Below are 22,407 nucleotides of genomic sequence, written 5' to 3' on the forward strand. Positions count from 1 at the left end.
CAGCATTTATTTTATGATGGAATCCGTGTCTCCGAATATTTATGTTTATGATATCGATGCTACCGTGGCATTCTACAAGCAGCTGGGGTTTGAAGTTGCGGGTACGGTGCCGGATCATGCGGGTGGGTTGACGTTTGTGATGATGACCTGTGGCGCGGTCACGTTTATGTTTCAGACTTTTCATAGTATTGACGGCCAGCTCCCCATTGTACGACGCGAGAATGGGGGGTCGTTGCTGCTCTATATCAAGATGAAAGGGATCCGGGCATACTATGAGCGGATCAAAGATATCGCGACGGTGGTGACGCCGTTGGAAAAGACGTTCTATGGGGCAACGGAATTTTCAATCGAGGACAACAACCAGTACCTGTTAACTTTTGCGGAGGATGAATGATACCAATCCTGTATTAGATGTTAGTGCATCGGAGAAAAAAAAGCTGCGGGCACTTGGCATTAAGGTGAAGGAGATGCACCATCACCCGGTGGCGGAGCTGCAGCGGTTGCTGGGGGTTTCGAAGATCCGGGCGATGGAGCTGTATGCGTTGTCGGAGTTTCAAAGCCTGCCCTCGATCGGTATTCGTTTTGCGCATGATATGATCTCCATGGGGTATTATTCGTTGCGCGACGTAAAGGGCAAGGATGGGGCGAAGCTCACCGACCAGTTCGAGCGGCACCTGGGGGCGTGGGCCGACCCTTGCCAGGAGGATCAATTCCGGTTGATTGTGCACTATGCGCAGCACCCGACGGTTCACCGCAACTGGTGGGACTTTACGGCGGAACGTAAGGCGTTTCGCGAGAAGCACGGCTACCCGGCCAATCGTCCGACGCAGCCGTGGTTCGAGCTGCCGCGCTACCAGGCGCCGAACCGGGTAGACGCATCGTTGGAAACGACCAAAAAAGACCTGGTGGCAAAGCTGAAACGGTCCGTGGCTTTTATGAAGAAGCACCTGGACGAAAAGATCTCCCTGTCGCAACTGGCGGACAGCGCGAACCTTTCGTCGTATCATTACCTGCGGTGTTTCAAAAGTGTGTACGAAGTCACGCCCGGGCAATACCTGACGCACATGCGCCTGAAAAGAGCTTCTCAGCTGCTACGCTCCACGGCGCACCCGATTGCCGAGGTGGCGGTGCGCAGCGGGTTTGACAACGAGAGCTCGTTCATACGGTTATATAAAAAGGAATTTCAGATCACGCCGGCGGCGTTCCGGAAAAAAAGTAAAAACAAAAAATCGGGGTGAACGTTTATCTTTGCCTTATGGCATCCGTTGAAACGACACCCATACCCGAGCACATCGTTGACCTGGACCTCGCACCCCGCGAACGTTGGCAGTTCCTGTCCGGATATATGACCGATATGGACGAGCTGTTGCGCTGCTACCTCCGTGATTTTGATGGTGTCGAGCCGCAATTACTGGAGGGAATGACGGCGTATAAAAAGAACATTCTTCCAGCGCATTACCTGGAGGAGATCGGATGCGTTGCATCTTTCTCCCGCTTTAGCGAAGACCAGGTGCTATTAGCCAACCTGTATTACGATATCCTGAAATTTTATTTCGGCTGCACGGCCTTTGCCGTGGATGCGGGTGAGACCACGTTTCACTGCCGGAACCTGGACTGGCATACCGAGAATAACGTGTTGAGCCGCCACTCGATGATCTTTGATTTTCGCCGGGATGGGAAAACGTTATTTAAGACCGTAGGGTGGCCTGGGTTTATCGGGGCCCTGTCGGGTATAAAGCCGGGGAAATTTTCGCTTACGCTGAATGCAGTGCTCAGCCGGGACAAGCCGGAAATCGCCTTTCCCATCTCGTTCCTGCTGCGCGAGGTACTGGCCTCTGCAGGCTCGTACAACGAAGCCCGTACCATCCTGGAACAGACACCGATCGCCAGTGATTGCCTGCTGCTGTTGTCGGGGGTTGGTGTGCAGGAGCGTGTGGTGATCGAACGTACGCCCCGGCGGGCGGCGATCAGGGAATCAGGCGAACGTTTTATTGCGGTGACCAATGACTACAAAAAGTTAGAGAACGGTACCGATACTGCCGGCAATATTATACAGGCTACATCGTGCGGCCGGTATGATCGGGCCCTAACGCTTCTGCGAACAGCTATCCCCAAGAATAGCAATGCTTGCATGAACATTCTCCAGGACGAGGATGTTGCCATGCAAATTACAGTACAACAGATGGTCTTTAACAACAAGACCGGTGAGATCAGTCTTTTCCGAACATAATCTCTATTTTCCTTATGATGATAACAACCATCGTACACGTCCATGTAAAGCCGGAGTTTTTAACCGATTTTATCGAAGCTACACGTCTCAACCACGAGCAGTCAATACACGAACCGGGCAACCTGCGGTTCGACATTTTACAAGACGCCCAGGATCAGAACAAATTTGTTTTTTACGAAGCCTATGCCAGCGAGCAGGCTGCCGCTGCGCACAAAGACACCGCACATTACCTGACCTGGCGCGATACCGTTGCGCCCTGGATGGCAAAACCCCGCGAGGGTGTTAAGCACGTCATGCTTTTTCCCACGGCGAAATAATCAATCGCTATGAAGGCCTTTAGTTTTGCCGCTACGCCGCAGCTGCACTTCGGTGCCGGGAAGATCCCGATGCTTGCCGGTATCACGCAGGCGTATGGTAACAAGGTATTGCTGGTGACGGGTGCGCAGGCATTTGAGCGCTCGCCGTGGGGCTCGTCTATATGGCAACAGCTGGATGTGCCGGGGCGCGGGGTGCTGCACTGCCGGATCGATGGCGAGCCCACGCCGGCCATGATCGATGACGCCGTGCGCCGGTATGCGGAGCAAGGTATACAGGTGGTCGTCGCTGTCGGCGGGGGCAGCGTGCTGGATGCGGGCAAGGCTATCGCGGCGATGCTGCCGTTGAACGAGCCGGTAAAAGATTATTTAGAAGGTGTTGGTACGGCGTCGCACCCGGGTGTGAAGATTCCGTTCATCGCAGTGCCGACCACGGCGGGTACCGGGAGCGAGGCCACCAAGAATGCGGTGCTGTCGGAAGTCGGCGAGCAGGGGTATAAACGCTCGCTACGGCACAATAACTTTGTGCCGGATGTGGCATTGATCGATCCGGCCTTGGCTGTGACCTGCCCACCGTCAACCACTGCGGCCAGTGGTATGGATGCTTTTACACAGCTGCTGGAATCGTATCTTTCCACCACGGCTACGCCACTGACGGATGCCTGGGCGCTGGAAGGACTCCGGCATGTAGTACACGCGCTGCCGGCAGTGTACCGGCATGGCGACGATATGGACGCCCGTAGCAGTATGGCGTTGGCGGCGTACCTTTCGGGCGTAACGCTGGCCAATGCTGGGTTGGGTGTGGTGCATGGATTTGCTTCGGCCGTGGGTGGGTATGTGGCGATTCCGCACGGTGTGGTTTGCAGCGCGCTGATGGCGGCGGCCAACCGGGTGACTGTGCGCAAGCTAAAGCGTGAAGGTGGCAAGGAGGCTTTGTTTCGTTACGCGGTGGCTGGGAAATTGTTTACAGATCAGTCTTCGCGGAGTGACGACTATTATATCGATCATCTTCTCGCTACGATCGGGTCGTGGGCGAGTGATATGCAGATACCCCGGTTGGGTGCTTATGGGGTGACGCCTGGGGATGTCGGGAGAATTGTTGCCGTTACTGATAATAAGAACAACCCGGTTAGGCTGAATGCTGAAGAGTTGGCGGAGGTTCTGTTGACCTCGCTTTAATCGGAGCGCTATCTTCTCCAGCACTGCAGCGTGTATTTTTATCAACACGGGCCGCCGTCGAGGGCCGGGCAGGGTTTTGGAGGATGTAGTCCATAAACTCTGATGGTTATGGCAACAACAACGCTTACCCGGAAGCCCGCCCGTAAGGCGGCGAAGGTGGCCAGGGCTGCAAAGCCGGTAAAGGCCGCGAAGGCTGTGAAGAAAGATGTCAGCCGGTCGTACAATGCCTTTAAGGAATTTGATGGCCAGCATTACACCGGTATGCAGGTGGGCCGCAGCCACAAGTGGAATTACGACAAGGGCGTTTGGCGCGAGACGAAGGTGACGCCCGATCGCTGGGAGCTGACCTACAGTGTTATCAAGCGTCGCGCGGGGCATGCGCCGGAAGGATCGGGGGTACCGATAGGCACCGGGTACCACTGGTTTATACTCTCCCATCAATATGTCGAAAAACTAAATGCCAACGACTATACTACGTCCATGGTGGGCCTCAAGTTCAAGCTGGCGCATAAGCGGGCCAGCAAAGACACGTGGAGCGCATCGGATACGGCACAGCGCAACAAGCTTATTGAAATCCTGCGGGGGCTGATCGACGAGCTGGAGCGCGAGCCGGAAAAGACGGTTCCGGTGCCGTTGCATTTTGTACACAAGGAGAAGGATTATAAAGGTGTGGCCATCCCGGTCATATCCAGCTGCGTGGACGGTGTGTGCCAGCAACTGGATGTCACGTTAAACAAGAAACATGTCGGCGTTTTAAAATATACCCGGAACGGCTGGCGCATTACGGATACGCCGCAGGGGTTGGTGAATGCTATCAGCGCGCAGGTGGAAGAATGGTACAACCTCAACTAAGTCCTTATGCCCGAACTACCCGATCTCCAGGTCTTCAGCGGTAACCTGAACAAGGCTCTGAAGGGTAAGACCGTAGAAAAAGTCTCTGTGCCGGTGGTGCAAAAGCTAAACGTCTCCGTCGCCACATTAAACAAAAGGCTGAAGGGGAAACGTGTTAAACAAATTTACCGCGATGGCAAGGAGCTTCACATTTCTGTTGGCGACGAAATACTGGCCTTGCACCTGATGCTTCATGGTAATCTATATTTGTTTGAAGGAACGAATGACCATAAGCACACGGTGCTGTCGCTGCATTTCACCGACGACACCGGGTTGGCCTTAACGGATTGGCAACGTGCTGCTACGCCTACACTGAATCCCGTAGCGCGCGAGGCGCCGGACGCACTGTCGAAGGATGTGAACACCGCTTTGTTGAAGGAGCTGTTGCAACGCAAAACGAATATCAAAGCATTGTTATTGGACCAGAAAGTGATCCGAGGCATCGGCAATGCTTATGCCGATGAAATCCTTTGGGATGCTCGTATTGCGCCGACATCCGTTAGCAATAAGATCCCCGATACAAAGGTGAGGGCACTGGCTAAGTCGATTAAGAAAGTGCTGACACAAGCGGAGAAACAAATCCGCAAGGCCAATCCGAAGACCATTACCGGCGAGCTACGGGATTTTCTGGCGATCCACAACGCGAAGAAAAAAGAAAGTCCCACCGGCGCTACCATCCGTCATAGCACGACGGGGGGACGTAAGACCTATTTTACAGACGAGCAGGAGGTGTTTCAATAATCATGCGAAAGGGCAAGATCAATATCGGTACGTCGGGCTGGCATTATAAACACTGGGCGGGCACTTTTTATCCGGAGGATATCAAGTCGGACGAGCAGTTCGACTATTACCAGGAATATTTCGATACGGTCGAGCTCAACAATTCGTTCTATCACCTGCCCGACCGGGCCACGTTCAAGAAGTGGAAGGAGACAACGCCCCGGGACTTCATCTTTGCGGTGAAAGGCAGCCGGTATATATCGCACATGAAAAAACTTTCGGATGCGCGCGAACCGCTGCGTGCGTTTTTACACAACGCGCGCGGGCTGGGCAGCAAACTGGGTCCGGTGCTGTTTCAACTCCCCCCGGGCTGGAAGCTAAACCTTGGGCGCCTGCAGGATTTTCTGAAGCTGCTGCCCGCGTCGTTGCGTGTGGCATTTGAATTCCGCAACGCCACCTGGTATACGCCGGAGGTGTATGATGCCCTTCGTGCCCGCGGGTGCGCCTTTTGTATCTATGAATTGGCGGGGCATCTGTCGCCGATGGAGGTGACAGCGGACTTTGTATACATCCGACTGCACGGTCCGGGAGAAAAGTATCAAGGAAGCTACCGCCGCACGGTGTTGAAACAATGGGCCAGGCGGCTGCTGGCCTGGCGCGACAAGGGTATCGACTGCTATCTGTATTTCGATAACGATCAGGCCGGCTATGCGGCGTTCAACGCGCAGACGCTACAGGAATTGGTTCGGGGTTAGTGTTCCGGCAGCACCAGTTGGGTATATAACCGGTCCAGCATCTGGCATGCGTCGGGCGACAGGCCCGGGTGTACGCGCGAGCATTGCACGATCGTGCTGCGTGTCGCCGTAAGCCAACGGAAGCGTTCGACGGGTGGCAGCTTGCCTATAGGCCCGGCACCGGGGCCACCCTGACAGATGCGCTCGAAGGAGTGCACATATTGACGTAGCTCATCCATGTCGAGCCGGGCACACAATAGTTTCAGGCGCGCTTCGTCGAGCGAGATGCGTACCTGCAAAAACTTTTCGGCGGAGCAATACAAGATCACACCGACGTTGAGGAATTCCTCACGCTCCACGCGGGGTACCACGCGAATGACGGCGTACTCAAATAAGTGATTCTCTTGCATGCTGTGCTTCTGTTACAAAGAATGATGAATTGGCCAGCCGGGTCTCCAGGAATTGGGCGTATGCCTGGCGTTGCTCTTCGGGCGTGGCAAAAACGGTATCGTCTGTCAGCCACTCGTCGGGTATCGTCTGCACAATGGCCTGGATGTGCCTGACGGTGAGCTTCTGCCGGAATTCGGCGTCTACCGTCTCTAACAATGTTGCCTGGGGCAGGAGTACATGGTCTTTGACCCGAATGAACGGGCGGCGTGGTTCCTGCCAGTCGTTCCACGAGTGGTGAAAATACAGTGCGGCGCCGTGGTCGATCAGCCAGAGCTCTTTGTGCCACCAGAGCATATTGGTGTTGCGCACGGTGCGGTCGACGTTCATCAGCAGGCAGTCGAGCCACACGATCTGCGACGCCAGGCGTGCCTCCACCGGTGTAGCCAGCGGGTCGAATGTGATGGAGCCCGACAAATAATGAATGGCCAGGTTCAGGCCGGTGCTGGCTTTCAGCAGGTCTTGTATTTCTTCGTCGCCTTCGATGCGGCCGAAGGCGCTGTCGAGGTTGGCAAAGACAATTTCCGGTACGCGGAAGCCGAGCAAGCGGGCGATCTCGCCGCCGATGAGCTCGGCAATGAGTGCTTTGGCACCCTGGCCGGCACCGCGGAATTTCAGGACGTATAAAAACTGGTCGTCTGCCTCTACCAGGCCTGGCATCGATCCGCCTTCACGCAGCGGCGCGACGTACCGTGAGACGTTGACCGTGCGGAGCGCAAGCTGGTTATCGTTCATCCGTGGACTTTTTCGCATCGTATGTGCCGGGCACCTTACCCGGCAGATGTGTAAAAGTACGACTTGCCGTGTGATACGGCAACGTGGGCTTGTGGCAAACAAAAAGGCCGTCCGCCAACCGGCGAACAGCCTTTCACTATTTATATATATGAATAGTCGCCCCGAGGGGCGGTCGTCGAAGTCGGGTCTACCGGTAGGACTGTGTGACTAACACTGCCTTGCCGTCTTCATTCATATTATACGTAACAGAATGATTTTCGTTTTCGATACTGATCACATACAGGTTGGTGGTACTGTCGCGGTACACGCCGGCGTTATTCCAACCTGCATACTGATCGTCTTTGCGTAACACTTTGCGCAGTTTGTTGGGGATCTCGCGCTCGGCAAGGCGCCTGGTACTATCGGGTTGGGCGATGGCGGGTTCCTGCGCGGCGAGTTGTTGCACGCGGTAATTTCCCTCTACCCACGACGACATGTACTGCAAGTCTACGGGCGTGGCGCTTGTCTGATATTGATATTGTTGGGTGGGCTGGTCGTTGGGGGTCAGGGTCTGTGCCTGGGTGGCCGCTGCTCCGAGCAACAGGCCGACAGAAAGTAAAAGCTGTCTCTTCATAGTCGTTCGCGGCGTGGGTTTAGTCCGTTGCCGTATTTACCCACCCTGGAACAATGGTGCCATTTTCAAAAAACTGGCAAAACGGGCTGGAAATGAAGATCGATTAACGGCTTGGTGTTGAAAAATGCCACAGTTTGTAGCGTTCGGGATACGACTGGCTATTTTCACTTCTTAAAAAAAGACCGGCGTACCAGTCTCTTTTTATTACGCCGGATACTGTTTCCGGATATTATCCACCGATCGCTCGATGAGGGTTGTGAGTATCCGGGTGTCGATATCTTGCAGGCGTTTGATATAGATACATCCTTTGCCTGCTTTGTGTTTACCTAACTTCTCCATGGCTGCGGCGGTGCCGGGAGTGACATAGAGCGTAATATTCTGCTTGCGCGGCGAGAAGCCCGCCAGGCACATATCGCCTTCGTGACCGCTGTCATACCGGTAGTGGTATTGGCCGAAGCCTACAATGGCCGGACCCCACATGCGCGGTGCTTCGCCGGTCACCTTCGTCATTAATTTTACCAGGGCAAAACAATCGTCGCGCACGGCTTCGGCGGGCACATCGTTCAGGAATTCCTCGACGGACTTCTCCGTTTTCTTCGTTTTTAGTTCTGCCATGGTTGCTTGCTATAGATGTTGAACCGTGCCGGCTTCCAGTGTTGCCTTGTCGAGCAGCCCGAGATAGGACCACTTCTCTTCGCCGTTCTTGAAGAGCTTCAACAGGGGGATCTGTGTTATTCCCAGTGCGCCGGCCAGCTCTTTGCTCTCGTCGATGTTGAGGCGCACGATCTTCAGGCGGCCGTTGTGCTCGCGGCCGAACTCGTGCAGAATGGGCTCGAGTCTTTTACAGGGGCCGCACCACGGCGCATAAAAATCGATGAGCACGGCGGTGTCTGACGCGATGATGGCCCGGTAGGCGTCCATCGATACGGCATCCGTGCGCAGGCGGGCTTGTCCGGCCTGCACCAGGGGCAAATTATGTTGCTGCCAGGCGGTGATGCCGCCCTTCAGTTCATACACCGACGTAAAGCCGTGACTACGCATATAAGTAGCCGCATCGGCACTGCGGGCCCCTACCAGGCAGTATACATAGTACGTTTTGTTCTTATCCAGCCCGTCTGCCACGCTGCTAAAATTGCTGTTGTTGAAATCCAGATTCTGTGCCCGTTCGATAAAGCCTCCCGCATATTCGCGCGGGGTACGGACATCCAGCACCACGGCATCCGCATCGTTGCGAATGGCCTCGTCAAACTCGGCGGGCGATAACGCCTGCTCACCCGGTCCGCTGCAGGAGCTTATCAGCATACTGACAACGGCGACCAAAAACAATCTGTATCGTTTCATAAAATGCATGGCGAACGTTTATGCTTTCGAACGCCAGGCAAGATACTAAAAACCACTACCGTTTGCGCGACAAGGAGCACGCATATTTTGTAAACGGCACGTCTGTCAGGGTCAACGCCTTAAAACCACCGGTGACGTCGATGAGGTTGTCCCACCCGCGTGCCTTGAGCATGGACAGCGCGGTCATGGAACGATACCCGCCCGCACAGTATACGTACACCGCACCGGTGCGCGGAATCTCTGACAGGTGTTGATTGAGGTAATCCAGTGGGATGTTGACGGCCCCTTGCGCATGTTGCGTGCGATACTCTTCGGCACGGCGAACATCGACGACATGGACATGTTCGCGTTGGTGAAGTTGTGCAAAGTCTGTCGCGGCGATGCTCGCGATGACGTCGGTGTCGTACCCTTCGCGGAGCCAGGCGTTAAAGCCGCCGGCTAAATACCCCAGCGTATTGTCATATCCCACGCGTGCTAACCGCGTAACCACTTCTGCTTCGCGGCCCTCGTCCGCAACGATCAGCAGCGGATGCCCCACCCCCGGCACCAGCGTGCCCACCCACGGCGCGAAGTTGCCGTCGAGGCCGATGTTTATGGCGCCGGGTATAAACCCGTGTGCAAACGAGCGGGCATCGCGTGTGTCGAGTACAAGCGCTCCGCGATCGTGCACCAGGGCGGCAAAGGTAGCCGGCGCGAGGGCACGCACGCCTTGCTTCAATACATGATCTATACTGGCATAACCTTCCTTATTCATACGTACGTTTTCGGGAAAATAGGCCGGTGGCGGCAACAGGCCTTCGGTGACTTCAGCAATGAATTCTTCGCGTGTCATGTTGCCGCGAAGGGCATAGTTGGTGCGCTTCTGATTGCCGAGGGTATCTACGGTTTCCTGGATCATATTTTTGCCACACGCCGAGCCGGCGCCATGCGCGGGATATACCAGGATGTCGTCGTGCAGCGGCAGTATTTTCGCGCGCAGTGAGTCGTAGAGCAGTCCGGCCAGGTCTTCGCGGGTCATCCGCGCGGCCTGTTGTGCCAGGTCGGGGCGACCTACATCGCCGAGAAAGAGTGTGTCGCCGCTAAAGATGGCATAGTCTTTTCCGCGTTCGTCTTTTAGCAGAAACGTTGTGCTCTCGAGTGTATGACCGGGGGTGTGCAGTATGCGGAAGGTAACATCGCCGAGGCGCAGCACTTCGCCATCGTGCGCTACGTAGGCATCGAACCTCGGCTCGGCACCGGGCCCGTATACGATCGTGGCGCCCGTGGCGGCGGCGAGGTCGATGTGGCCGGAGACGAAGTCTGCGTGGAAATGGGTTTCGAATATATACCGGATGGTAACGCCATCGGCTTTGGCACGTTCCAGGTAAGGGGCTACTTCGCGCAGTGGATCAATAATGGCGGCTTCCTGTCCTGAGCGGATGTAGTAGGCACCTTGTGCCAGGCATCCTGTGTAGATCTGTTCAACTTTCATAATTTCGTTGCTCGTGATGGCGTAAACCTCGGCAACGTTTTCTACCGGGGCTATGATCTCCATCATGCAGCGCACAGAAGCGCCCCTGATAAATGTCTTGTTTTTCGAAGCTTAATCTTCCGATATTGCCACATGCAAACGACTTATTTTGAGCTGCTGGGCGAGGAGAATATACGCATGCTGGTAGACCGGTTTTACGACCTGGTGTTTGAACACGAGCAGATCGCGCATTTGTTTAAGACCGATAAAGAAGAGATCAAAGAAAAACAGCGGTTGTTCCTCACACAGTTTTTAGGTGGTCCACCTCTCTATAGCGAAAAGCATGGACATCCGCAACTGCGCGCGCGCCACATGCCCCACGTGATCACCGAAGACGATGCCGTGGCCTGGCTGTCGTGCATGGCCAAAGCCCTCGGTACGCTGCCCATAGACGAGACGTTGAAGGACGCTTTGTTCAAACGTTTTGTGCCGACAGCGATGTTTATGGTTAATTCCGGAGAAAATACACCGTGATCGTTCGGTGTAAAAAGAACGGATAAAAGTTGTATTTTAGTTGTCCAAGCGGGTTTCTACAGCTATAGACCGACTGTGCTATTTATGCGGCATTCCATTTTTGGGAATCCCGATGCATAAAAGAAGGTGAAAAGCCTTATCTTGAGCATGGCGATAAAATTGCGGCACCCTCACGACTTACCCTGACTACATGGACACGGCGGATTATAGTAAAGCATATTTTTCGGGCGATATGCTTTTTGACATCCTGCTGAAGACTACACCGGATCAGATCTACTTTAAAGACCGGAACAGCCGGTTCTTGCGGTGTAGTCAAAAGCAGGCCACCTGGCTGGGTGCTACCAATGAAGAAGAGCTGTGGGGCAAGACGGATTTTGATTTCTTTTCTGCGGAGCATAGCAACCGGGCATTTTTTGACGAGCAGCAGATCATTGCCACGGGCATTCCGCTGATCAACATCGAAGAACGCGAAACCTTTGAAGACGGCTCGAGCCGTTGGATCACCACCTCGAAGTGGCCCCTGCTGAACGACCGGCAGGAGATCCTGGGAACCTTTGGCGTTTCGCGCGACATTACCGACAAGAAGAAAGCCGAGCATGCCCTGCGCGCGAAGCAAACGTTCATGGCAAACATGAGCCACGAGATACGCACACCGATGAATGCGATCCTCGGGTTGAGCAAGCTGCTCATGAAGACTTCGCTCGACAACACCCAGCGCGATTATTTGCAAACCATTGTTTCTTCCGGTCAGAACCTGCTCGTGATCATCAACGATATACTCGACGTCTCGAAGATCGAATCGGGAAAGCTGCGCTTTGAAAAGATCGGTATGAAGCTGGAACAACTGGTCACGATGACCATTGCAGGCTTTCAGCAAAAGGCGGAAGAAAAAGGTATTGCGCTGAAGTATAGCATCGATCCACGCATCAGTCCGGTACACTTGTCCGACCCGGTGCGCATCGGGCAGGTCTTAAACAACCTGGTGAGCAACGCCACGAAGTTTACCGACAAGGGGTATGTGTCGGTCACCTGCTCGCTCGTTGAAAAGAACGAGGATGTGGAAGTGGTCCAGTTTACGGTGAGCGACACGGGCATCGGCATGAACGACACCTCGCGTATCTTTAATTCCTTCGAGCAAGAGAACAACACGGTAACGCGCAAGTATGGCGGCACGGGATTGGGCCTGGCGATCTGCAGTCAGTTGGTCAATCAGTTTCACGGTACCATCGATGTGAAGAGCCTACACGGCAGGGGCACTACGTTTACCGTGGTGCTACCGCTGCAGGTGGGCTGCGAGAGCGATATTGCGCGGCACGACGACGCCCTTCACTCCCACGAGGTGTTGGCAGGCAAGCGCGTGCTGGTGGTCGACGACGTCGAGATCAATACTTTTCTGGCCAAGATGTTCCTGGAGAGCTGGAAGGCTACGGTCGATACGGCTCACAACGGTCACATGGCGATCCAGAAGATCAAAAATTATCCCTACGATATTGTGTTGATGGATATGCAGATGCCCGAAATGGACGGGCTGACGGCCACGCGGTATATCCGGACGACGCTGCGCAACGATCTGCCCATTATCGCGCTCACGGCCAATGCGCTGAAGGAGGAAGAGGAGGCTTGCCTGGAAGCCGGCATGAACGACTTCCTGGCCAAGCCGTTTGAAGACACGGTATTGCTGCGCAAGATCCTGCGCCTGCTGCAGCTGCGGTGCGATGCGGTCGCCGCGGCGATGGTGACGACGCCGGCCACCGAGGGGCGGTATAGCCTGGATCAGCTGATCCGTCTCAGCGACGGCGACCAGGCCGTTTATCAGGAGCTGTTGGGTAAATTCCTGAAAGGCATACCGCAGCACGTGCAGGAAATCAAAGACTACGCCCGTCTAAACGACCTGCCGTCGCTCCGCCACAAAGCCCACAGCCTGAAATCGCCGGTAAGTTTTCTGTGTATTCCGGCGGCGGTGGCCATTTTACAGGAATTGGAAAAAGGCAGTCTCGAACACGATCCGGAAAAACATCAGATCAGCATTGCCCAGCTGGACGAGCTGCTGACAGGCATCGTCGAAGAGTTGAAAGAAAAGCTGCCGTAATTTCTCGCAAATTTATACCATATTGCAGCATGGTAGGACTTTATACCCCGTTACTCATTTTGCAGGCCATTTGCCTGTACCACGCTTACCGTAACCGCGCGGACCAGTATTGGTATTGGCTTATTGTTTTGGTGCCCGGCATCGGTTGTGCCTTTTACCTCGCGCATAATTTCTACAACCGGAATAACATACAGCGTCTTCAACAAGGTCTGAACGAGGTGGTAAACAGTAATTACCGCATCGAGCAGCTGGAAAAACAAGTCCAATTCGTCGACAACGTCGCCAATAAAACCCTGCTGGCCGACGCCTATGTCGCCGTCGGGCGGCTCCCGGAGGCTATTGCCCTGTATAAGGACTGCCTGAGCGGCGCCTTTATGGCCGATGATCCGGCGCTGCGCATGAAGCTGATGGAGGCCTATTACCTCCACAAGGCTTTTGACGAGGTGCTGGCCCTGGGCCGGCTGCTGGAGTCGGAAAAAACGTTCAAGAACTCACAGGCGCGTATTGCGTATGCGTGGTCGCACCACTACACGGGTCAGTCCGAGGCGGCCGGCGTGATCTTCGCAGACCTGAACCGGTCGTTCACCAACTACGATCACCGTCTTGCTTACTGCCATTTTCTGCGCGAGACGGGACAACGTGAAAAGCTGCAGGAGCTGGTGCGTGAGCTGATGACCGAGATCTTGCAAATGAGCCCCCAGGAAAGAAGGCATCACCGCTCATTGTCCGGCAACATCCGCGCGTTTGCAAAAACCACCCAGAACCAGGACTCCGGCAAGTGATCCTGGTTGCCACAACGCTTAGCCGAAGAGGAACTCGACGTCGTCGCGCGACAGGTTCTTGACAAAACCGGCATCTTCGTGAATCAGCTCGTCGGCGAGCATCTTCTTGCGCTCCTGTAACTGGAGGATCTTTTCTTCTACCGTGTCTTTACAGATCATTTTATAGGCGAATACCTTGCGCGTCTGGCCTATGCGGTGCGCGCGGTCGATGGCCTGTTGCTCGGCCGCCGGGTTCCACCACGGGTCGACGAGATATACATAGTCGGCCACCGTTAAGTTCAGCCCCGTGCCACCGGCTTTCAGGGAGATCAGAAACGCTTTTATACTTTCGTCTTCGGTAAAGCGCTCTACTTCGGACTTGCGTTTAGCCATGGATGTGCTACCGTCGAGCCGGCAGTGGCTGATCTCCGCCTCGTCGAACGCCTCACTGATGACGGTCAGCATTTCCGTGAATTGCGAGAACACCAGGAGCTTGCGAATGCCTGCGTTCTCCTGCACCTCGCGGACGAGCTCTTCTACTTTTACAGAAGCTTTCAGATCGTCGCCGGCGTTCTTGATCAACGACGGGTGGTCGCAGATCTGGCGCAGGCGCAGCAAGCCTTCCAATACATATATACCGGATTTTTCCAATCCTTCTTCGTCGATCTTTTTCAGCAGCAGATTGCGGTAGTTGTCGCGGTAAGCGTTGTACAGCTTGCGTTGTTCCGCCTCCATGACGCACCACAACACGGAAATGGTTTTATCGGGCAGGTCTTTTGCCACCTGCTCCTTGGTGCGGCGCAGCGTGAACGGATGGATGAGGCGCTTGAGATGTTGTGTCTTCTCTTTGTTACCCTGCTTGTCGATGGGGTTTGCAAACTCGCGGTTGAAATATTCCCGCGAGCCCAACAAGCCGGGGTTCAGGAAGTTGAACTGGGCATACAGATCCGATGTATTGTTCTGGATCGGTGTACCGCTCAGGATAACGCGGTTCACGGCATTCAGCTGCGCGACGGCGCGCGTTACGCGTGCATCGGGATTCTTGATAGCCTGGCTCTCGTCAAGAATGACATATTGAAAGAGGAAGTCCGTGAGATGCTCCAGGTCATTGCGCACCACGCCATAGGTGGCGAGCACGACGTCATATTCCTTAAAGTGTTCTTCTTTAAAGTCGCGTTGCAGACCGTAGTAGGTATAAAATTTCAGCGTCGGGCAGAACTTACAGATCTCATTCTCCCAGTTGAAGATAAGTGACGTAGGACAGACGACCAGCTGCGTGCAGCCGGGGTATTTCTCTTTTACATATTGCAGGAAGGAGATTGTCTGCAGGGTTTTTCCGAGACCCATGTCGTCGGCCAAACATCCGCCCCAGCCCAGCTCGTCCAATGCCTGTAGCCAATGGAACCCCGACTGCTGGTAGGGACGCAGCGTGGCCTGGATCTGCGATGAGAGCGGTACCTTTTCGATCTCGTCATATGCCAGCAACTTCCGTTTCCGGGCTTCGATATCCTGCTGCACGGTGGCGCCGTCGATCTTGTCGAGTATATCTTCCAGCAGCGTATAGTGCATTTTGCTGATGCGCAGCGTACCGTTGTCTTCACTACCGGTGCGCAGCAGCAGGCTGTACTGGCTCACCCACTCGGCCGGTATATGGCCCAGCGTGCCGTCTTCGAGCATGATGGTATCCTGTCGGTTGAGGATGGCACGGCGGATCTCTTTGAGCGTTACTTCCAGCTCGCCCCACCGGATCCTTACTTTCAGGTCAAACCAATCGGTGCCCGAGCTTGCCGTGATGGTGAACTGCGGATTGGCCGTGTTATACCGGAACTTCTTGAGCTCGTGCAGGCCGTGCACGGCATATCCCTCCTGCTGCACCTTGCGCATCATGGTGATGAACCAGCCGTTCTTCATCACGTCGGCAAAGGGCAGGTAATAGTACTGATTGTTGCGCTGGTTGGAGAACGCGCTGTGCAGCGAGCGCAGGTATTCGTATAGTTTCCTTTCGCGCGTGGTGTCGCGTTGGATGATCTTCACTTCGCCGTTGACCTCGGTGACGTGGCTTTGCGCGTCGCTGTAGTCGATCACCTCTTCGTTATAGGCAAACTGCGGGCGCAGCATGAGGTTGCTTTCGTTCAGCTCGCTCAGCAACACGCTCGGCTGCGGCTCGGGTTGTACGATGTCGATGTTGAGCTTGTCGCTGATCGTCACTTCGTACTTTTCCATCCACGGCACGAGGTAGCGGCGCGTGATATCGCGCTTCTCTTCCCGGGGAAATACCAACGGGCCGCTTTTGAACTGGTCGATGATGGCCAGCGTAGCGGCATCGGGGGGCAGGTAAAATGTACCGTCTTTCTCCAGCAGGCAGCCGCCGGCAATTTTTAACTCGGACTCTTCGCCGTCGAGGAAGAGTTTCAGCCGCAGTACGATATCAGCGCCTTTACTATCGGCCGTCATGGTGATCCTGGCGGGCGCTTCGGCCAGCTTGACCGGTTTTACGTTGTTGTGGTTGAAACGTCCGTAGGACCGCAGCATATATACTTGCGGCCACGCACGCAATGCGGGCCACATTTTTTGCAGCAGCTCGACATAGTGCTTGCGCAGGTTGACCAGTTCTTTGATCGACACGTGTGCCCACGAGCCGGAGTGATTGCGTATAAAGCGATTGCCGGTGCGCGTCATCCAGTCCAGCAGCTGGTTGTCGGAAAACTGCAGCACGTCCTTGTAAAACTCGTCGCTCAAGGGTTGCAGCAACGCCAGGCCGCGTTCGGTGTTGATGGAAATGCGGCGGTATTCGGGTATTCCGTTTTTGCGGTAGATCAGCATGGGTTCCAGGTCGAAGCGGGTTGACTTGCCGGAAACCAGGTTAAATAAAAAGCCTATTTCATAATCGACTACCGTACCAGCCGGTAGCGTGGGGCGCTCAGCACTCTTCTTTTCTTTCTTCTCGTCCGGAAAAAGCATCATAGGATGTTGCGCAAGGTGTTAAGATGCCGGCCGTTTCACCGTCAACACGGTGGGGGTTCAGCCAGAGGGACCGCAAGTATAAGGCATTGGGCCGGAACTGAAAAGCAGGCGGCGACGCGAACACGGGAATGGCCGTTGCGCAATCTTAACTCTCTGATCACAAGGGTTTTTAATTTTCTGCAATAATTTTTGTTGCCTGTGCGTCCCTGAGGGAAAGTCATATCGATCATGCAAACGATCCTGGGTGCCAACGGCACCATTGCCAACAACCTGGTGAAGTCCCTCCCCGCGTACACCGACAAGATCAGGCTGGTAAGCCGTCACCCCAAGCGGGTTGCGTCCGCGACGGAAGTCATGGCGGCCGATCTGCTGAACGCCGCGCAAACGGATCAGGCCGTAGCCGGTTCCGACATCGTTTATCTCACCGCGGGGTTGCCGTACAACACCAGGGTCTGGCGTGAGCAATGGCCTACGCTGATGGCGCACGTGATCGAGGCTTGCAAGCGGCACGGCGCCAGGCTTGTATTTTTTAGCAATGTATATCCTTACGGCAAAGTAGAAGGCTGGATGACCGAAGAGACCCCTGTCAACCCCACCAGCAAGAAGGGCGAGGTACGCGCAAAGATTGAAGAACACCTGATGGGTGAAGTGCGCCGGGGCAACCTGCAGGCGATGATTGTGCGCGGTGCCGATTTTTATGGCCCGGCTACACCGCTCAGTTTCCTGACGATGATGTTGTTCGACAACTACGCTAAAAAGAAAAGCGCTCAATGGATCGCCCGCGACGATGTACGCCATTCGTTTACGTATACACCCGACGCCGGCAAGGCCACGGCCCTGCTGGGCAACACGCCCGACGCGTACAACCAGGTGTGGCACGCGCCGACGGATCGACACGCGTTGACCGGGAAGGAATTTATCGGTCTCACGGCAAAAGCCTTTGGCGTCAAGCCCGATTACCTGGTGCTTAAAAAATGGATGCTGCGCCTGGGCGGCCTGATGGACGGCAACATTCGCGAGGTGATCGAAATGTTATACCAATCCGACGCGGAGTATCTGTTTGACAGCGGTAAATTTGAGAAGGCCTTTGGTGTGCCGCCTACTTCGTATCCGGACGGCATCGCTGCAGTTGCCCGTTCCTACAACCCTTCCTTGCCTTCGGCCCAGTAAGGCTGAACAACAATATTCTTTTCGGCAACACCTCTTCCCAACAGCGCTTTGCGGAAGGCCCTGATGGAATGTGCATTGCCCGTCAGGTAAAAGACGGCGGTATGCCACACCTGCCAGACGCGTTCGTGGAGTGTATCGATGTAGTGAATGGCGTTGGCCGCGGGGGTTTCGGATCGCGGCACGATGTCGAGCATCAGGCCGGCTTGCTCGGGCAGGGCGGTGCATGTATCGCGCAGCTCCAGCACGCCGAAGTACTCCTGGTTGTTGGCGTGTACCTGGTGCGTGAGGCTGCTGAACAGGCCCAGCGAGGTCTCGTCGCCAAAGAAGAAATGATACTTGCTATCGGTGCGGTATAACGACCGGCCGCGCGGTTCTACCATCTTGACGGTGTCGCCCACCTGCAGCTGACGTGCGAAGCGGCTGCCGGGGCCACCGGCATGCAGGTAGAAGTATACACTGCATTGACCCTTGACGGCGTCGAAGGTGACGGGTGTATAATTGCGATAGTGCGTATCGGTTACGCGAAAGGCGACGGCTTGTGTTACTTTAAAATCGATGCGCTGGAAGTCGCCCGTAAAGCAGACGCGGCGCAGGTCGGGGTGTATATACTCCGTTTCGGCTACCGTAACGGCGTGTACGTAATGGCTAAAAACAGCATCCATTGTATCTCCCAACCACTTCGGCACTCTAGGCATAAGAATTAATGATTAGCTTTGGCAAAGATTTGTTTTTATGGGTAGGCGCTTCTTACCTCAGACGGATTTAAACTGACCTTAAAGGGATTATTTATGCGGATGCGATTGACCGATACCCGTAATTGGGAGCCCGTGTATGAGCGGACCTATCCCGACAATTTTCACGCCGCCGACGGCATAGAAGATCATTCCATCGATTTCGATCATGCCGGACTGGGTGCTGCCTCCGTGCGCGAAATATGGTTTGAAGGTGTGCACCTCAACTTTGGGAAGTCGCGGGTGAAGGGTAATACTACCCTGCATTTTGAAAGCGACACACCGGTGATTGAAATGCACTTTGGGCTGGCGGGCACGGCGCATTCGGCGAGGGTCAATAACCTCCACGACTTTGTTTTCCAACCGCAGCAACATAATATCTTTTACATGCCGGGGTTTGAAGGCTACCTGAAAACGGGTAGACAGGAGGTCCTGCACGAGGTATTCGAAGTCCATTTTACAGAGGCCTACTTCAAACGCCTGGCCCATGCGCCCTATACATTGCTGGAAAAATTCCTGGAGCAGATGGACCGCGGCAACATTGTCATGATGAGCCGCAACAATCGTCTGATCACACCTGCCATGACGCGTCTCATTCACGATATCCGGACGTGCGAGCGCACCGGTGTCTTTAAGCGCCTATACCTGGAGGCCAAAGTACTCGAGCTGCTGCTGCTTCAGATCGAGCAATTCATGCAGGAAGGTACAGTGCGCGAGACCGCGAGCCTCAAGCGGTGCGACCACGATAAGCTTTACCACGCCAAATACCTGCTGGAGCAACACCGCGATGCACCGTACTCGTTACAAACACTGGCCCGCGAGGTGGGCCTGAACGATTTCAAACTCAAGAAAGGCTTTAAAGAAATGTTTGGCAATACGGTGTTCGGCTACCTGCACGACCTGCGCATGGAGGAGGCGCGCCAGCTGTTGCTGGACAGCACCGGGAAACCCATTCACGAAATTGCCAGCTACTGCGGGTACGAGCATGCCCAGCATTTTACGCGATCATTCAAAAAGAAATACGGCATAACGCCGGGTAGCCTGCGGAACAATAAATAACCTGAAAACGAACAATCCCGACGTTAACACCGTTAGCATTGTTAAACACCACTATGGGTATTATCGAGCGCCGTCAACGACAAAAAGAAGAAGTGCGCGGCTTGATCCTGGAAGCCGCCTGGAAAATTGCGCGCGAGGAAGGCTGGCAGGCATTGTCCATTCGCAGGATTGCGGATTCAATTGAATACAGCATACCCGTTATTTATGCGCATTTTGCCAATAAGGAGGCTATTCTGGCCGAATTTACCCGTCAGGGTTTTACCATGCTGGCCGAGCGGCTGAACGAAACCAAAACGGCCCACCCCGAGGCGCGGCAGCAACTGGAGGCCATGGCGCAGACCTATTGGGAGTTTGCATTCGAGCAAAAGGAGTATTACCAGCTGATGTTCGGCTTGGGCATTCCCGCGTGCGAGGCTGTTCGAAATTCGCCGGAATTGCAGCATTTGTCAGCGATCATGACCGACAGCATCGGTCAGGCCATCGCCGGCGGTCCCTATCCGGGCGCCGACACCTTCCTGAAATTCCACACCTATTGGTCCATATTACACGGAATCGTGTCCATTCAGATGATCAAGCAGGATTCCGATCCCCTGGGACAGCTTATCCTGCGCGATGCCGTTTCAGGTTTTATCAAATCTTTATAAATATTCATCCCATAAAATGAACTAACAGTGTTAGGTATTGTTTAGATGTTAGAAGACGTTGAAGGCTGCTGGCCAGCAACTACTAAAAAAGCCACAAGCGTCAGATAATCAAAACATTAAACATTCTCTAACATGTCAGCAACTACTTGGGCCATTGACCCCCTGCACTCAGAAGTGCAATTCAAGGTAAAACACCTTGTTATTTCTACCGTAACCGGCTCGTTCACCAAGTTCCAGGGTTCGGCCACTACGCAAGGCGACAATTTTGAAAACGCCGCCATTGAATTCTCACTCGATACCGACAGCATTTCCACCCACCAGGCACAACGCGATGAGCACCTGCGCTCGCCGGAGTTCTTCGACACGGCCACGTATCCTACGATCAGCTTCCGCTCGACCGGCTTCAAAAAAGTAAGCGACGACCAATATACGCTGACCGGCGACCTGACGATGAAGGGCATTACCAAGTCCATCACACTGGACGCCGAGTATGGTGGCACTGCCAAAGATCCCTGGGGCAATATTCGCCACGGCTTTGAAGTGAAGGGTATTGTAAACCGCAAGGAGTTCGGCTTGACCTATAGCGCCCTGACAGAGACCGGCGGCCTTGCGCTGGGCGAAGACATTAAATTCGTCGCAAACATTCAGGTGGCTAAGCCGGCCTAATATTTTACCTCTCCTGTTAAATCCTATCCATTATGAAAGCTGTATTTAAAACTACCGTCAATGCCTCTTACCTGGATGCTGCATTACTTGTAGCACGTGTAGGCGTAGCGCTTCTGATGTTTACGCACGGTATTCCCAAGCTCGGGCAACTCTTTTCGGGCGAGCCTATTCAGTATGTCGATCCCATCGGTCTCGGCGTGACACTGTCGCTGGTGCTAACCGTTTTTGCGGAAGTACTCTGCTCAACGCTTCTGCTGATCGGTTTTGCCACACGGCTGGCGGTGATCCCGCTCATCGTCGTGATGGCGGTGGCGTTCTTTATGGTGCACGCCGCCGACCCGATCAACGTAAAAGAATTGGCGATGCTCTACCTGCTTTTCTTTATCGTACTGGGCGTTACGGGCAGCGGTAAATATTCAGTCGACTATCTCATCTCCAGAAAGCAGGCGTAATGACCTGCTTTCTTCCTCTAATCTCTTCTTAATTTTTTATGTATACTTTAAAGATCATTAATTCAACGGTACGTCCCGGCCGTAAGGGACCGATCATTACCTCGTGGATCGCCGACCTGGCACGGGCACACGGCGACTTCAATGTGGAAGTGCTTGACCTGGCGGAGATCAACCTGCCGTTGATGAACGAACCCGCCCACCCCTACCTGCGTCAATATCAACACGATCACACAAAACAGTGGAGCGCCCGGATAGATCCTGCCGACGCGTTCATTTTTGTTACGGCAGAGTATAATTACAATTATCCCGCGGCGCTGCGCAATGCCCTGGAGTATCTCTCACACGAATGGGCCTATAAACCGGCCGGCCTGGTGAGCTACGGTGGCCTGTCGGGTGGCACCCGTGCGATCAACGGTCTGAAGGCGGACCTGCCGACACTGCGCATGGTGCCGCTGATGGAGATGGTCAGCATTCCTTTCTTCAATCAATATATTTCCGAAGACGAAAAGTTTGTACCGACGGAATCTACGACCAAATCGGCCGAGGTACTGCTGCGAGAGCTTGCCCGGTGGACGAAGGGCATGAAAGCGATCCGCGAGAACAAATAGTAAAAAATCCCCGCGGCAAGCCGCGGGGCATTTTAATACCCGCCGTTAAATAAGTCCAACTGATTATTCTCGTAA

At 54.5% G+C, this 22,407-nt stretch carries 25 protein-coding genes; 17 read left to right on the forward strand and 8 right to left on the reverse strand.

What is annotated here, in order from left to right; all coding sequences use genetic code 11:
* Window positions 1–13: 13 nt before the first annotated feature.
* From KK078_RS25485 to KK078_RS25520, 8 genes are all read left to right on the forward strand, one after another.
* A complete protein-coding gene (locus tag KK078_RS25485) occupies window positions 14–394 on the forward strand; it encodes a VOC family protein (protein WP_254093163.1) in 381 nt (126 codons plus the stop codon).
* Window positions 387–1,238, forward strand: a complete 852-nt coding sequence (locus tag KK078_RS25490) for a helix-hairpin-helix domain-containing protein (RefSeq protein WP_254093164.1) — start codon at window positions 387–389, stop codon at window positions 1,236–1,238. Before KK078_RS25485 ends, KK078_RS25490 begins: the two co-directional genes overlap by 8 nt.
* Window positions 1,239–1,255: 17 nt before the next feature.
* Window positions 1,256–2,230: a C45 family autoproteolytic acyltransferase/hydolase gene (locus tag KK078_RS25495; protein ID WP_254093165.1), complete on the forward strand. Its 975-nt coding sequence runs from the start codon at window positions 1,256–1,258 to the stop codon at window positions 2,228–2,230.
* A gap of 14 nt (window positions 2,231–2,244) precedes the next feature.
* Window positions 2,245–2,547: an antibiotic biosynthesis monooxygenase gene (locus KK078_RS25500; RefSeq protein WP_254093166.1), complete on the forward strand. Its 303-nt coding sequence runs from the start codon at window positions 2,245–2,247 to the stop codon at window positions 2,545–2,547.
* A 9-nt stretch (window positions 2,548–2,556) separates the two neighbouring features.
* Window positions 2,557–3,723, forward strand: a complete 1,167-nt coding sequence (locus tag KK078_RS25505; RefSeq protein ID WP_254093167.1) for an iron-containing alcohol dehydrogenase — start codon at window positions 2,557–2,559, stop codon at window positions 3,721–3,723.
* 108 nt (window positions 3,724–3,831) lie between these two features.
* Window positions 3,832–4,575, forward strand: a complete 744-nt coding sequence (locus tag KK078_RS25510; protein WP_254093168.1) for a hypothetical protein — start codon at window positions 3,832–3,834, stop codon at window positions 4,573–4,575.
* A gap of 6 nt (window positions 4,576–4,581) precedes the next feature.
* Window positions 4,582–5,355, forward strand: a complete 774-nt coding sequence (locus KK078_RS25515) for a DNA-formamidopyrimidine glycosylase family protein (RefSeq protein ID WP_254093169.1) — start codon at window positions 4,582–4,584, stop codon at window positions 5,353–5,355.
* 2 nt (window positions 5,356–5,357) lie between these two features.
* Entirely contained in the window at window positions 5,358–6,089 is a 732-nt protein-coding gene (locus KK078_RS25520) for a DUF72 domain-containing protein (protein WP_254093170.1), read from the forward strand.
* On the opposite strand, the gene KK078_RS25525 is transcribed toward KK078_RS25520, so the two are convergent.
* The 6 genes from KK078_RS25525 to KK078_RS25550 all read right to left on the reverse strand — a co-directional run bounded on the left by KK078_RS25525 (window position 6,086) and on the right by KK078_RS25550 (window position 10,675).
* Entirely contained in the window at window positions 6,086–6,478 is a 393-nt protein-coding gene (locus KK078_RS25525) for a DUF3037 domain-containing protein (RefSeq protein WP_254093171.1), read from the reverse strand. The genes KK078_RS25520 and KK078_RS25525 overlap by 4 nt on opposite strands.
* Window positions 6,456–7,250: a HipA family kinase gene (locus KK078_RS25530; protein WP_254093172.1), complete on the reverse strand. Its 795-nt coding sequence runs from the start codon at window positions 7,248–7,250 to the stop codon at window positions 6,456–6,458. The genes KK078_RS25525 and KK078_RS25530 overlap by 23 nt, the downstream gene beginning before the upstream one ends.
* Before the next feature lie 187 nt (window positions 7,251–7,437).
* Complete coding sequence (locus tag KK078_RS25535; protein WP_254093173.1) at window positions 7,438–7,863, reverse strand: hypothetical protein; 426 nt, start codon at window positions 7,861–7,863, stop codon at window positions 7,438–7,440.
* Between the two features lie 204 nt (window positions 7,864–8,067).
* On the reverse strand, window positions 8,068–8,478 hold the full coding sequence (locus KK078_RS25540; RefSeq protein WP_254093174.1) for a DUF1801 domain-containing protein: 411 nt from the start codon (window positions 8,476–8,478) through the stop codon (window positions 8,068–8,070).
* 9 nt (window positions 8,479–8,487) lie between these two features.
* The gene (locus tag KK078_RS25545) at window positions 8,488–9,204 is read right to left on the reverse strand and encodes a thioredoxin domain-containing protein (protein ID WP_254093175.1); all 717 of its coding nucleotides are present in this window, start codon (window positions 9,202–9,204) and stop codon (window positions 8,488–8,490) included.
* Window positions 9,205–9,259: 55 nt separating this feature from the next.
* Window positions 9,260–10,675 carry an MBL fold metallo-hydrolase gene (locus KK078_RS25550; RefSeq protein ID WP_254093187.1) on the reverse strand — a complete coding sequence of 472 codons (1,416 nt, stop codon included), beginning with the start codon at window positions 10,673–10,675 and terminating at the stop codon, window positions 9,260–9,262.
* A 132-nt stretch (window positions 10,676–10,807) separates the two neighbouring features.
* Between KK078_RS25550 and KK078_RS25555 the strand changes: the two genes are divergently transcribed.
* The 3 genes from KK078_RS25555 (at window position 10,808) to KK078_RS25565 (ending at window position 14,059) form a co-directional block, all read left to right on the forward strand.
* Complete coding sequence (locus tag KK078_RS25555) at window positions 10,808–11,188, forward strand: globin domain-containing protein (protein ID WP_254093176.1); 381 nt, start codon at window positions 10,808–10,810, stop codon at window positions 11,186–11,188.
* A gap of 190 nt (window positions 11,189–11,378) precedes the next feature.
* Window positions 11,379–13,277, forward strand: coding sequence for a PAS domain-containing hybrid sensor histidine kinase/response regulator (locus KK078_RS25560; protein WP_254093177.1), 1,899 nt, complete (start codon window positions 11,379–11,381; stop codon window positions 13,275–13,277).
* A gap of 29 nt (window positions 13,278–13,306) precedes the next feature.
* Window positions 13,307–14,059, forward strand: a complete 753-nt coding sequence (locus KK078_RS25565; protein WP_254093178.1) for a hypothetical protein — start codon at window positions 13,307–13,309, stop codon at window positions 14,057–14,059.
* An 18-nt stretch (window positions 14,060–14,077) separates the two neighbouring features.
* Here the strand turns inward: KK078_RS25565 and KK078_RS25570 are convergent, their stop codons facing one another.
* A complete protein-coding gene (locus KK078_RS25570) occupies window positions 14,078–17,002 on the reverse strand; it encodes a DEAD/DEAH box helicase (RefSeq protein ID WP_254093179.1) in 2,925 nt (974 codons plus the stop codon).
* 228 nt (window positions 17,003–17,230) lie between these two features.
* On the opposite strand from KK078_RS25570, the gene KK078_RS25575 reads away from it, so the two are divergent.
* The gene (locus KK078_RS25575) at window positions 17,231–18,172 is read left to right on the forward strand and encodes an NAD-dependent epimerase/dehydratase family protein (protein WP_254093180.1); all 942 of its coding nucleotides are present in this window, start codon (window positions 17,231–17,233) and stop codon (window positions 18,170–18,172) included.
* Here the strand turns inward: KK078_RS25575 and KK078_RS25580 are convergent.
* Complete coding sequence (locus tag KK078_RS25580) at window positions 18,142–18,867, reverse strand: siderophore-interacting protein (RefSeq protein WP_254093181.1); 726 nt, start codon at window positions 18,865–18,867, stop codon at window positions 18,142–18,144. The genes KK078_RS25575 and KK078_RS25580 overlap by 31 nt on opposite strands.
* Before the next feature lie 93 nt (window positions 18,868–18,960).
* On the opposite strand from KK078_RS25580, the gene KK078_RS25585 reads away from it, so the two are divergent.
* The 5 genes from KK078_RS25585 (at window position 18,961) to KK078_RS25605 (ending at window position 22,332) form a co-directional block, all read left to right on the forward strand.
* Window positions 18,961–19,962, forward strand: a complete 1,002-nt coding sequence (locus KK078_RS25585) for a helix-turn-helix transcriptional regulator (RefSeq protein ID WP_254093182.1) — start codon at window positions 18,961–18,963, stop codon at window positions 19,960–19,962.
* Window positions 19,963–20,015: 53 nt separating this feature from the next.
* Complete coding sequence (locus tag KK078_RS25590) at window positions 20,016–20,606, forward strand: TetR/AcrR family transcriptional regulator (RefSeq protein ID WP_254093183.1); 591 nt, start codon at window positions 20,016–20,018, stop codon at window positions 20,604–20,606.
* A gap of 132 nt (window positions 20,607–20,738) precedes the next feature.
* Window positions 20,739–21,272: a YceI family protein gene (locus KK078_RS25595; RefSeq protein ID WP_254093184.1), complete on the forward strand. Its 534-nt coding sequence runs from the start codon at window positions 20,739–20,741 to the stop codon at window positions 21,270–21,272.
* A gap of 32 nt (window positions 21,273–21,304) precedes the next feature.
* Window positions 21,305–21,724 (forward strand): DoxX family protein, encoded by a 420-nt coding sequence (locus tag KK078_RS25600; RefSeq protein WP_254093185.1) that lies wholly within the window; start codon window positions 21,305–21,307, stop codon window positions 21,722–21,724.
* 38 nt (window positions 21,725–21,762) lie between these two features.
* Window positions 21,763–22,332: an NADPH-dependent FMN reductase gene (locus tag KK078_RS25605; protein WP_254093186.1), complete on the forward strand. Its 570-nt coding sequence runs from the start codon at window positions 21,763–21,765 to the stop codon at window positions 22,330–22,332.
* Window positions 22,333–22,407: the final 75 nt, after the last annotated feature.

Origin of the sequence: Dawidia soli, from assembly GCF_018598185.1 — a bacterium.
Classification (GTDB): domain Bacteria; phylum Bacteroidota; class Bacteroidia; order Cytophagales; family Cyclobacteriaceae; genus Ohtaekwangia; species Ohtaekwangia soli.